8 protein-coding genes are annotated in these 13075 nt (G+C 37.9%); 5 read left to right on the top strand and 3 right to left on the bottom strand.

Features of this window, described 5'->3' with window-relative positions:
- Window position 1 precedes the first annotated feature (1 nt).
- From FB2170_RS02775 to FB2170_RS02765, 3 genes are all read right to left on the bottom strand, one after another.
- Window positions 2-2347 carry a PSD1 and planctomycete cytochrome C domain-containing protein gene (locus FB2170_RS02775; RefSeq protein ID WP_013304983.1) on the bottom strand — a complete coding sequence of 782 codons (2346 nt, stop codon included), beginning with the start codon at window positions 2345-2347 and terminating at the stop codon, window positions 2-4.
- Window positions 2348-2535: 188 nt separating this feature from the next.
- A complete protein-coding gene (locus FB2170_RS02770) occupies window positions 2536-3252 on the bottom strand; it encodes a LytR/AlgR family response regulator transcription factor (RefSeq protein WP_013304982.1) in 717 nt (238 codons plus the stop codon).
- On the bottom strand, window positions 3252-4337 hold the full coding sequence (locus FB2170_RS02765) for a sensor histidine kinase (RefSeq protein ID WP_013304981.1): 1086 nt from the start codon (window positions 4335-4337) through the stop codon (window positions 3252-3254). Before FB2170_RS02765 ends, FB2170_RS02770 begins: the two co-directional genes overlap by 1 nt.
- Window positions 4338-4548: 211 nt before the next feature.
- Here FB2170_RS02765 and FB2170_RS02760 point away from each other — a divergent pair, with 211 nt between their 5' ends.
- Genes FB2170_RS02760 through FB2170_RS02740 form a run of 5 tightly spaced genes read left to right on the top strand, consistent with a single transcriptional unit; the run spans window position 4549 to window position 13074 of the window.
- Window positions 4549-6801, top strand: a complete 2253-nt coding sequence (locus FB2170_RS02760; protein ID WP_013304980.1) for a GH92 family glycosyl hydrolase — start codon at window positions 4549-4551, stop codon at window positions 6799-6801.
- Between the two features lie 6 nt (window positions 6802-6807).
- Window positions 6808-8685 carry a sodium:solute symporter family protein gene (locus FB2170_RS02755; RefSeq protein ID WP_013304979.1) on the top strand — a complete coding sequence of 626 codons (1878 nt, stop codon included), beginning with the start codon at window positions 6808-6810 and terminating at the stop codon, window positions 8683-8685.
- A gap of 25 nt (window positions 8686-8710) precedes the next feature.
- Window positions 8711-9673: a glycoside hydrolase family 130 protein gene (locus FB2170_RS02750; RefSeq protein WP_013304978.1), complete on the top strand. Its 963-nt coding sequence runs from the start codon at window positions 8711-8713 to the stop codon at window positions 9671-9673.
- Between the two features lie 6 nt (window positions 9674-9679).
- Window positions 9680-10753, top strand: a complete 1074-nt coding sequence (locus FB2170_RS02745; protein WP_013304977.1) for a carbohydrate-binding family 9-like protein — start codon at window positions 9680-9682, stop codon at window positions 10751-10753.
- Window positions 10750-13074 (top strand): GH92 family glycosyl hydrolase, encoded by a 2325-nt coding sequence (locus FB2170_RS02740; RefSeq protein WP_013304976.1) that lies wholly within the window; start codon window positions 10750-10752, stop codon window positions 13072-13074. The genes FB2170_RS02745 and FB2170_RS02740 overlap by 4 nt, the downstream gene beginning before the upstream one ends.
- Window position 13075 lies beyond the last annotated feature (1 nt).

Here is a 13075-nt window from a genome sequence, read left to right as displayed (position 1 = left end):
ATTATCCTCTGGTTATGGTTTCGTCCAAGTTTAGAATAGTGTGGGCCGTTAAGGCCAAGGCGCCCCATTCCTCTTTGGCAATATTCTCCTCTGTTTTATAATTTCCGATAGCGAGGTATTCCTCAACTTGTATTTCTTTATTTTTTATGCTTTCCAATGTTTGCTTATAGTATGTGCTCAGCATGTTTTTTTCGTTTTCATCAGGTAATCTGGAGGTTGCTTTTTGAAAGATTGAGGTAATTTGGGCTTCCAGATCGTTTCCTTTTTTCAATTCTTTTAATGCCAATACCCTTGAAGCTTCAATAAGTTGAGGGTCGTTCAATAAGACCAAAGCCTGAAGTGGCGTATTGGTCTGTTGTCTTGTTACCGAGCATAGGTCACGTGAAGAGGCATCAAATGTCATCATACTTGGCGGAGGTACGGTTCGTTTCCAAAAAGTATACAGGCTTTTACGATAAATGTCATTGCCCTCGCTCAATACATAGGTTGCGGTCGTACCACCACCACCTCCTGTGGTTTCTTCCCAGATACCTTCGGGTTGATATGGTTTAACACTTGGCCCACCTATTTCCTTGTTCAGAAGTCCACTTATTTGCAGCGCCTGATCGCGAATGGTCTCTGCAGACAACCTCAATCGTGAGGCACGGGCCAGATATCTATTTTCTGGATCTATCTCTAGATCGATTTCAGAAATCTCTGAGCTTTGCTGATAGGTAGCAGAGCTTGCTATGTATTTCAACATTTTTTTAATATCCCATTGTTCCTCTATTAATTTAAGGGCAAGAAAATCGAGTAACTCAGGATGTGAAGGTAAGGCACCTTGATTGCCAAAATCAAAGGCAGAAGCAACAAGCCCGACCCCGAACATACGTTGCCAAAGTCTATTTATGGTTACCCTTGCGGTTAACGGATTGTCTTTATGGAACAACCATTTGGCCAATCCCAATCTGTTTCTAGGAAATTCTTTGGGAAATGGCATAATTGAACTGGGGGTATTCGGATAAACCTCATCTGTGGGTTGGTCATATACGCCACGGTTCAAAATAAAAGCAGGTCTTGGGGTTTTCATTTCTTCCATGACCATGAGTTTGATCTCCTTTTTATCATTTTCATCAAAATTGATAAATTGAAGCACCCCATTTTTCTCTTTCTCGGTTATGGTCATAAAAGGCTTGGGGATAACCCCCGCACCTCCGGCTACAAAACCATCTTCATCTAAATTGTTGAAAAAACTAAAGAGTTCAAAATGTTCTTTTTGACTGATTGGGTCGTATTTATGGTCATGACAACGTGCACATTCAAAGGTGAGACCCAAGAATGCGGTACCGAAGGTATTGGTACGGTCCTCAACATATTCTACCCGGTATTCTTCGGGAATTACTCCACCTTCAAAAGTGATTTTGTGGTTTCTATTGAATCCCGTTGCAAGTATTTGTTCTTCAGTAGGGTTGGGTAAAAGATCACCCGCCAATTGATAGGTGATGAACTTATCATATGGCATGTTTTCATTAAAAGCATGAATTACCCAATCGCGCCACGGCCACATTAAACGCTCAAAATCATCTTGGTAACCATGGGTGTCTGCATACCGTGCAATATCCATCCATTCCGTGGCCATGTGCTCGGCATAATCATCGGTGTTCAAGAATGTATCAATTACTTTTTCAAAGGCCTCCGGGGCATCATCGGCAACAAATGCGTGTATCTGTTCTTCGCTAGGTGGAAGTCCGGTCAGGTCAAATGACAGCCGTCGGATCAATTTTTCTTTAGAAGTTTTTTCGGAATGGTTAAGACCAATTTCCTGTTGTTTATGAACAATAAAATTATCAATCTCGTTGTTTCCCCATTTGTCTTTTGGACTGTCTGGGATTTCTTGTTTGCTGGGCGGAATATAGGCCCAATGGTCTTTGAATTCGGCTCCTTGCTCAATCCATTTGGTTAAAAGTTTTTTCTCATAGTCATTCAACTCCAAGTTTGATTCTGGTGGTGGCATCATCAAATTAGGGTCATCAGTATAAATGCGGTTCACCAATTCACTTTTTTCAACATCGCCGGGAACAATGGCAAAATGATCCTGCTCTTTTCCTAAGGCAATAAATGCATCTTCCGCAGTATTGAGTGATAGTCCGCCTTCAATTGCATTTTTGTCGGGCCCATGACATTTAAAACATCTATCTGAAATAATAGGTTTAACATGAAAGGTGAAATCAACCTTTTCGGGTATTTTTTTTTGGGCAACTGCTGAAGTACCTTGGGTGGTTTTTGGATTATTCTCGCAAGAGGAAACCAGCAGGGCGAAAACAAAACCCAATACAACCTTTACATAATTATTTGTAGAAAAATTCATAGCGTATGCACAGCAATTTATAAATGATGATGATTGATGAATAAAGACAAAAAGGTATTCTAACTGTATTAAAGTCCTAACAATAGCATGGAGTAGCAATTAAATTCGACTAATAACCAATCTAGTGGGCTGAATATTAGTGTTTAACTCGCCAATTGGTCAAGCGGAATTTTTAATACAAAAAACCTTTAGGAAATGGAGTTATTCAATATCTTACTTTTTACATCATTGAGGTAACTTCTACCAATCGTGTACCTGGTGTTGTCTATCTCAACGCTATTACCCTCAACAACCTGTACTTTATCAATGGAAATTGTGAATGATCTGTGTATCCTGATGAATTGATCTGATGGTAATTCGTCGGTAAAGCTAGTGAGCGTTTTGTGAATTATATATTTACCTGTGGTGGTTTTAATTCGGATATAATCTTTAAGGCTTTCGACCACTATGATTTCATCCAAATAGATTTTTTGCAACTTCTTTTTGTCAACTTTTACAAATATACTTGGGTGATCATGTGGGCCATTTCTATCATTCGAATGGTTCATCTGCTTCAATTTCATGATTCTGTTCACAGCTTTCATGAATCTTGGAAAGGGAATAGGTTTAACCAAATAGTCGATAACCTCAAGATCATAACTCTCCAGGGCAAATTCTTCATGGGCAGTGGTAATAACCACCATAGGCGCATCTTGCAGGGTTTTTAAGAATTCCAACCCATCCAAAATTGGCATATGAATATCAAGAAATATGATATCAATTTCATTCTCTTGCAAGAATGAATAGGCATCCACCGCGTTGGAAAATGAATTTACAAGCTCTAATTCCTTGATTTGTTGAATGTAGTTCTTTAGCACGTTTATTGCCAATGGTTCATCGTCAATAATTATCACTTTCAATTCCATTATACTTTTAGTTTTAATTCAACATGAAATTTTTTATCCAATTCCGAAATTTTAAGGTCATACTCATTTTTACCATAACCCAATTCGAGTCTTTTCTTTACATTGGAAAGCCCAATACCCCCAATTTTTTTTTCAGATTTTTCTTTTTTTCTTTTCTCAGGTACCGTATTCGAGACATTAAAATACAGAAAATCTTCTTTAACACTGATATCAACATCAATATGCATTTTACCAATATTTTTGCTGGCCCCATGTTTGAAGCAGTTTTCAATAAGAGGAATCAGCAACATTGGCGCTATTTTTTTATTCTCTAAATCGCCAGAAATCTGCATATTCACCTCTAACGAATCATCAAAGCGTATACGCTCAAGGTCAATATAGTTCTGAATACAGTCTATTTCATTTTTCAGGTTTTGTTTTGGCTTTTTTGTGGCATATAAAAGATACCGCATAAGCTCAGAAAGTTTTAAGACCACTTCCGGTGCTTTATCTGACTTTTCAAGCGTTAATGAATAAATATTGTTGAGTGTATTGAAGAAAAAATGTGGAGAAACCTGAGACCTTAAAAATTTAAGTTCGGTTGTCAATTGTCGTTTTTCAAGGTTATGAAACTTATTGTTTTCTTGTAACCAGTCCGCAGTTATTTTAATGGCCGTAACAAACGAGACCACATATAGCTCACCCAGCATTGTGGTGATAGCATAATTTAAGGTAAGGGTATTAACAATTTCATCGGCCTCGGGCATTACATTGGTACTAATAAAATAATAGGTGAGGTTGAATTTTACCAAAAGCATAACCCCAAGTGATATAAAGATTAAAAGGGCATAGGTGAAGTATTTTTTTTGAAATACGAATTTGGGCATTAAGTAATACACATTGAAATAGGAGAGGGCAATATGAATTGGAAAACCAATGAGATTGGTCTTTAAAGAATATATTAAATCATCATGAACGCTTCCCCATCTGAGTGCGTTGAATGCAAAATAAATAAGCCAAAAAACAATGTGGTGTTTATATGATATTTCATATCCTTTTGGTTCGTCACCACTTAATATATCATCTAATCTTTCATTTATCCGCATCTGTTCCTGCTAATGATTTTATTGCTTTTATTGACGTTTGGCATTGGTGTATAGTTGTTGGTCTAAAATTGTTTTTGATACGACCTAAAGTATAAATATTTAATATGCCCAATAAAAAAGTGAAGATACTTATTTTAGTTTAATCACCTTTATGCAGTGTTTACAATCCAATCAGTTAAATTGACCTTTAAAACCCTTTAAAACCCTTTAAATGCCAATCTCCCGAGTTTTTTTATTAATTACTGTTTTGCTGTTTTTATCATGTAAAAACGAGAAGGGCAATGATGATACAAATGCCCTTGTGACATATGTTGACCCATTTATCGGTACAGGAGGTCATGGTCATACATATCCAGGTGCAACTTCGCCTTTTGGCCGCGTTCAACCTAGCCCGGACAACGGTACACCAGGTTGGGATTGGTGTTCTGGTTACCATGTTAGTGATTCTGTTATATCAGGTTTTGCACAGCTGCATTTAAGTGGGACGGGAATAGGTGATTTGGCTGATGTTCTTTTGATGCCCACCAATAAAAAAGTGGATTTGACTTTATTTGGGAAAAGTAAGGATTCTTTACCCTACGGGTCAAAATTTTCACATGAAAGCGAAAAAGCGATCCCTGGTTATTATGCGGTGAAATTGGATGACTCGAATATTGATGTTGAACTTACTGCCAATGACTATGTTGCCTATCACAAGTATACTTACAATACTGCTGAAACACCTTCTTTTATTGTTGATTTAGGCTATGCTGTGAATTGGGATAAACCATTGGAAACAAGCCTGAAAGTCGTTGGTGACAACAAAATTGTTGGCCATAGAAATAGTACGGGCTGGGCGAAAAACCAGAAAGTATTCTTTGTTATTGAGACATCTTCGCCAATCATTGATTCTAATTTTGTTGCCGACGGAGCGGAAATGAAATCTAAAGATGGAGCAAAAGGAATAAAAACTGGAGGACAGTTTTTCTTTAAAAAAGAAATAAGTCAGGTTGAGGTTAAAATATCGGTTTCTTCGGTAAGTATTGAAAATGCTGGGTTGAACATGGAAGCCAGAGGAGGTTCTGGTTTTGATACCGTTACCGCTTCTACAAAAAACGAATGGGAAGAGGTACTTTCAAAAATACGGGTCGAGACTCCAATTGATTCATTGAAGACCATTTTTTATACGGCCTTATATCATACCCAGATTGCACCTACAATTTATAATGACAAGAACGGGGAGTTTAGAATGCAGAATGACAGTATTGCCATTGCAAAAGACTTTGCTCAGTACTCATCACTCTCTCTTTGGGATGTTTTTAGGGCGGAAACGCCATTATTGAGCATTATGGAGCCAAATCGTATTGACGATATAGTAAAATCGATGCTCGCTTATTACGACGAAAGCGGTTTAATACCAATTTGGGTTTTATCCGGTAACGAAACAGGTACTATGCCTGGTTTTCATGGTGTGTCCGTGATAGCAGAAGCAATATTGAAAGGACATCAGGGTTTCGATATTGAAAAAGCTTATGAGGCTATGAAAGTCACTATGATGGATGATAGTAGAGGTCTCGAGGCCTATAAAAAGCATGGATACATTCCCTATGACGTAATGGATCAGTCTGTTTCAATTAGTTTGGAATATGCTTATAACGATTGGTGTGTTGGCCAAGTGGCCAAGAAATTGGGTAAGGAAGAGGATTATCAATATTTTGACAAGAGATCCAAAGCCTATCAAAATTTTTATGATGTTGCTTCGGGTTTTTTGAGAGGAAAATCCTCTGATGGCAAAACTTTTCACGAACCATTTGACCCTAAATCATCAAACCATATAGAGGATACTGATTATACCGAAGGTAATGCCTGGCAACACAGCTGGTATGTTCTGCATGATGTTGAAGGGCTTATAAACCTTCACGGAAGAAAGGAATCTTTTACACGAATGGTAGAACAGCTCTTTACAGAAAGCTCGGATTTGAGCGGGCATAATGTATCTCCTGACATTTCTGGGTTAATAGGCCAATATGCACATGGTAATGAACCAAGTCATCATATTGCCTATATGTTGAACAAAGCAGATGCTCCTTGGCGTACGCAATACTGGGCAAGGGAAATCATGAACACCCAATACAGTACCCAACCTGATGGTTTAAGTGGTAACGAGGATTGTGGTCAAATGTCGGCTTGGTATGTAATGAGTGCATTGGGCATTTATCCCATGAACCCGGGATCGGGCGAATATGAAATTGGAAGTCCAATTTTTGAAAAGGCTACCGTTCAGCTTGAAGGGGAGAAAACATTTGAAATTTTAGCACCTAATACCTCTGCAGAGAACATCTATGTACAATCAGTAAAATTAAATAGCACAATACTAAATAGAACTTTCATCCTTCACGATGAAATTATGGCCGGTGGCACTTTGGAGTTCGAAATGGGACCAATGCCAAATAGGTCATGGGGAATTTCCGCAGATTCAGAATAAAGATTTATGAACATAATAGACATATCAATAATTGCCATTTACATAATTCTCACCCTAGGAGTCGGTATTTGGGTATCCAAAAAGGCCTCAAAGGGATTGGAATCCTACTTTTTGGGAGATAATGGCATTAAATGGTACTACCTAGGGTTAAGTAATGGGTCGGGAATGTTCGATGTATCTGGTACCGCATGGATGGTAGGTATTCTTTTTCTATATGGGGTAAAGAGTTTTATGTTCATGTGGCTATGGCCAATTTTCAATCAGATTTTTGTTATGATGTTTTTGGCCATGTGGATTCGACGGTCAAATATTATGACAGGCTCTGAGTGGATTTTAACCCGTTTCGGAAATGATAAGGCAGGAAGGGCGTCCCATTTAATTGTTGCTGTTTTCGCCATTGTTTCAGCTATTGGTTTCATAGCATATTTTTTCGAAGGCGTGGGTAAGTTCATGACAATTATACTTCCGTGGGACTTTTCTTTGTTTTTAGGAGAATCTTTATTACTTAGTTCCGAACAGTCCTATGCCTTGATCATAATAATCCTAACAACAATTTATACGATTAAAGGAGGAATGTTTTCAGTGGTAGCTACTGAAGTTCTACAATATATTATTATGGTCATTGCGGGCATATTGGTGGCTGGCTACGCCTTTTTTGCAATTAGTGATGTTGAGATTACCAATGTTATAACCGAAGAGTGGAGAAATATCTTTTTTGGTTGGGAATTGGGAACACATTGGGACGAGAAATATCAAGCATTTAATAATTTGATTGATTCTGAGGGATACAAAATGTTCGGGGCCTTTATCGGAATGTCACTTTTCAAAGGATTTTTTGCAAGTATTGCAGGACCTACGCCAAGTTTTGATATGCAGCGTATTCTATCCACAAAGACTGTGAAAGAGGCAGCATATATGAGTGGTTTTACCAATTTGGTATTGTTTATTCCTAGGTATTTATTAATAGCGGGTATTGTTGTAATAGCCTTAGTGGTATTAAGTCCGGGAATGATTGCTAACCCTTCTTTGGCCGGTGGCGATTTGGAAATATTGTTGCCGCAGGTGATTAATTTTCATGTGCCCGTAGGAATCAAAGGTTTATTGTTGGCAGGCCTCTTGGCAGCTTTTATGTCCACGTTCTCGGCTTTTGTTAATGCAGGCCCGGCGTATATTGTAAACGATATTTATAAAAAATACTTTAAGCCTTCAGCATCAGATAAGCATTATATTAAGGCAAGTCATATTGCATCCTTCGCAGTTGTAGGACTTGGTGTATTTATGGGTTTTTTCGCAGAATCAATTAATTCGTTGACGCTTTGGATTACCAGTGCACTTTTCGGTGGTTATGTTGCCGCCAATTTCTTGAAATGGATATGGTGGCGTTTTAATGGATGGGGATACTTTTGGGGCATGCTCGCTGGTTTGATCATAGCCACATTACAGTTTGTTTTAGATCATAATAAGGGAAGTTTTTCTGAAGACACTTGGCTGAATGAGCTATCGCATTTACACGCTATTTATTTGTTTCCGATTATTTTCGGCTTCTCTTTGTTGGGTTCTTTCTTAGGCACCTATTTGAGCAAACCAACGGATATGAACGTGTTGAAGTCATTTTATAAAAATGTACATCCTTGGGGTTGGTGGAAACCGGTTTTGCATGCACTTAAAGAAGATGGAGTTGCAATAAAAAGGAATAATGAATTTTGGATGGATATGTTGAATTGCGGGATAGGAATTGTTTGGCAGTCCAGTATGATTGTGCTTCCAATTTATTTTATGATACGTGATTATCCTAAAACGTGGATTGCTTTGGCGGTATTTGCCCTAACATCAATTATTTTGAAGTATACTTGGTTAGATAAAGTGAGGAAAATCCCGAATTAACAGAATTAAGAATTAATAGTAAAGAATGAAATTACCTTGGCAAGATAGACCTGATAATTGTGATGATGTGCTTTGGCGTTTTTCAGAAAACCCAATCATAAATAGAAACGATATACCATCATCGAACAGTATTTTTAATAGTGCTGTTGTACCATATAAAGATGGGTATGCAGGAGTTTTTAGATGTGATAACAAAGCAGTGCAAATGAATATTTTTGCGGGCTTTAGTAAAGATGCAATCCATTGGGAAATCAATCACGAACCCATTGTAATGCAAGAGGGAAATACCCCAATGATCGAGTCCGATTATAAATATGACCCACGTGTGGTTTTTATTGAAGATCGGTATTGGATTACTTGGTGTAACGGCTGTCATGGTCCAACCATTGGTATCGCTTATACTTTTGATTTTAAGGAGTTTTTTCAGTGTGAGAACGCCTTTTTGCCCTTCAATAGAAATGGGGTTTTATTCCCTTCAAAAATTGGCGGAAGATACGCTATGCTAAGTAGACCCAGTGATAATGGTCATACACCTTTTGGAGATATTTATGTGAGTTTTAGTCCAGATATGAAATACTGGGGTGAACATAGATGTGTAATGAAAGTCACTCCTTTCGAGGAAAGTGCATGGCAAAGTTGCAAAATCGGTGCCGGTACGGTTCCGTTTATGACCGACGAGGGTTGGTTAATGTTCTATCATGGGGTAATAAATACATGTAACGGATTTAGATACTCAATAGGGTCTGCCATTCTTGATGCAAATGAACCTGATAAGGTTAAATACAGAACACAACCTTATCTTTTAGCACCTACAGAACTATATGAGCAAGTAGGTGATGTTCCTAACGTAGTATTTCCGTGTGCAGCACTACATTCTTTAGAAGAAGATAAAGTGGCAGTATATTATGGTGCGGCCGATACGGCAGTAGCAATGGCATTCGGACGTATTTCTGAAATTATAGAATTCACAAAGAAAAATAGCATTTAAGAGGTCATGAATAAGTTTTTAGACAATAAGAAAATAGTGAGTCTCATTCTCTTTTTACTGTATATAGGATGTGTTTGGGTGGCTGCCCAAGAAGTACCTAGGTCACATATTGTTTATAAATCCATTGATGAAATCAGTATAGATGGTTTAGGTAATGAAGCTTCATGGCAAAAAGCCCCTTGGAGCGATACTTTTATTGATATTGAGGGAAAAAAAGAACCAACCTATAAGACCCAAATGAAAATGCTCTGGGATGATACCTGTCTGTATTTCTTTGCTAAAATGGAAGAACCACATGTTTGGGGAACTCTAAAGAAAAGGGACACTGTAATATTCTATAATAATGATTTTGAGATTTTTATTGATCCCGATGGAGATTCTCACAATTATATGGAGTTTGAAATGAATGCCTTGAACACAGTTTGGGATTTATTTTTGACCAAACCCTATCGCAATCATGGAAAAGTGTTGGACAGCTGGGATATTCAAGGTATAAAAACTGCTGTCAATATTGATGGTACTTTAAACAATTCAAGTGATAAGGATAAAGGGTGGAGTGTTGAGATAGCTATTCCATGGGAAGTGCTAAAAGAGGCAAACACGCATAACAACATTCCGGTAAAAGAATTTTGGCGATTCGGTTTTTCAAGGGTGAACTGGGAATATGATTTAAATGATGGAAGGTACTCTAGAAAGAAGAATAAAGACGGAAAATACCATCATGAATACAATTGGGTATGGTCACCACAATGGGTCATAAATATGCACGAACCTGAAAAATGGGGGTATATATATTTTTCAGATAAAGAATCTGGAGAGAATGATGCTTTCGAGATTCCGAAAGGAGAATATGTGAAGTGGCACATGTACAGTTTGTATAGAAAATTGCTTCAGGCCAAGGAAGATTTTAGAAGTGTGAAAAATAAAGTCATCGGAATCTCTAAAACGATTCATGGAGAGATCATCAAGGTTAACTTCGAATCCCATTCTTCAGGTTGGAATTTGTCTACAATAGATCCTTTTACCAGAAAAAAACTGATCATCAAGGAAGATGGAAAATTTATAAGCACAAACAAATGAGGCTCACAATAGGAATTTTACTGATCTTTCTGATTGGTTGCAAACAAGAAAAGGTAGTAGAAAAGAATAGGAGCGCCGATGAAGTTTCATTAGTGGAATATGTGAATCCTTTAATGGGTACCGATTCTGATTTTAGTCTATCAAACGGAAATACGTATCCAGCAATAGCCACCCCGTGGGGTATGAATTTCTGGACGCCAATGACCTCAAAAATGGGTGATGGGTGGACGTATAAATACCATGACAAAAAGATCAGGGGAATAAAACAGACGCATCAACCCAGCCCGTGGATCAATGATTACGCTGCTTTTTCGTTGATGGCAGTTACCGGGGATTTAAAGTTTCAGGAAGATGAGCGGGAATCTTATTTTTCACACAAAGCCGAAACAGTTCGTCCAGATTACTACAGCGTGTACTTGGCTGATTATGACGTAGTAGCAGAGGTTGCGCCCACAGAAAGGGCAGCACACTTTAAATTTACATTTCCTGAAGATCAATCGTACATTCTTCTAGATGGTTTTTTCAAAGGCTCGATGGTCAAGATCATTCCAGAGGAAAGAAAAATTATTGGCTATTGCCGTAATAATAACGGAGGCGTTCCAGAGAATTTCCATAATTATTTCGTGGCCGAGTTTGATGTCGATTTTGAGTTGACGCATACTTGGGGTGATGAATGGAAATTAGTTGAAAATTCTAAAGAAAATGAGGGTGATCATGTTGGGGCCATTGTCGGTTTTAAAACAAAAAGGGGGCAACAGGTAAATGTCAAGGTAGCTTCATCTTTTATTAGTCCAGGGCAGGCACAATTAAATCTTGATAGAGAAATTGGCGAGGATACTTTTAAGGCAACCCAGGAGAAAGCGAAAAATGCTTGGCAGAAGGAATTGAGTAAAATTCAGATTGAAGATGATAACATAGATCATATTAGAACTTTCTATTCCTGTTTGTATCGCGTATTGTTATTCCCTCGTAAGATGTATGAGTTGGATCAGGCGAACGAAATTGTTCATTACAGTCCGTATAACGGTGAAGTTTTGCCAGGGTATATGTTTACGGATAATGGATTTTGGGACACTTTTAGGGCAGTTTTTCCATTTTTTAATTTGATGTATCCAGAGCAAAATGGCCATATAATGGAAGGCTTGGCCAATACCTATAAAGAATCAGGATGGTTGCCAGAATGGGCAAGTCCGGGGCACCGGGATTGTATGATCGGATCAAACTCATCACCCATTATTGCCGATGCCTTCTTAAAAGGAATTGATTTGGGTGATACAGAGGTATTGTTGGAGGCTATGGTCAAAAACGCTACAACATCGAACAATAGACCTTTGTCAAACGGTAATGTAATACGCTCTGTTGGTCGAGAGGGAGTCGACTATTACAATAAGTTAGGTTATGTTCCTTACGATGTAGGCATCAATGAAAATGCCGCGAGAACATTGGAATATGCATATGCCGATTTTACGATTGGTCAGATGGCAACCAAGTTGGGGAAAACTGAATTGGCCAATACGTTTTACAAACGCTCGATGAACTACAAAAACCTGTTTGATCCGTCAACAAAATGGATGCGTGGCAAAAATGAAGATGGGACTTTTCAAAGTCCATTCAATCCTTTAAAATGGGGAGATGCCTTTACCGAAGGAAACAGTATTCATTATACATGGTCTGTATTTCACGATATTAACGGCTTAATGGATTTAATGGGTGGAAAAAAAGAATTTGAGAACCAGTTGGATGCCGTTTTTGATATGCCACCAGATTTTGATCATTCGTATTATGGGTTTACGATTCATGAAATTCGTGAAATGCAGATTATGAACATGGGTAATTATGCTCACGGTAATCAACCTATACAGCACATGATCTATTTGTACAATTATGCAAATGCTTCTTATAAAGCCCAGGAAAAAATAAGAACCGTTTTGACCAAATTATATGCCGCTACACCTGATGGGTATTGTGGTGATGAGGACAATGGGCAAACATCAGCTTGGTATGTGTTTAGTTCCCTTGGTTTTTATCCAGTTACACCGGGTGTTGATGAGTATGTGATAGGTAGCCCATTATTTAAAAAGGCCAGTATTTATTTGGAAAATGGCAATCGTTTTGAAATTTCTGCACCAGAAAATTCCGGAAAGAACTTTTATATACAATCTGCAAGTTTAAATGGTGCTGAGTATGACAAATCCTATTTAAAATACGAGGATATTCAAAAAGGTGGAAAATTACAATTCAATATGGATAATCAACCCAATAAAAACTGGGCAAATGAAGATAGTTCGGTTCCATATTCCTTAAGTAATAAATTGAATTAAG

It is taken from the genome of Maribacter sp. HTCC2170, from assembly GCF_000153165.2.
Taxonomy (GTDB): domain Bacteria; phylum Bacteroidota; class Bacteroidia; order Flavobacteriales; family Flavobacteriaceae; genus Maribacter_A.
This window is presented reverse-complemented; position numbering and strand designations above follow the sequence as displayed.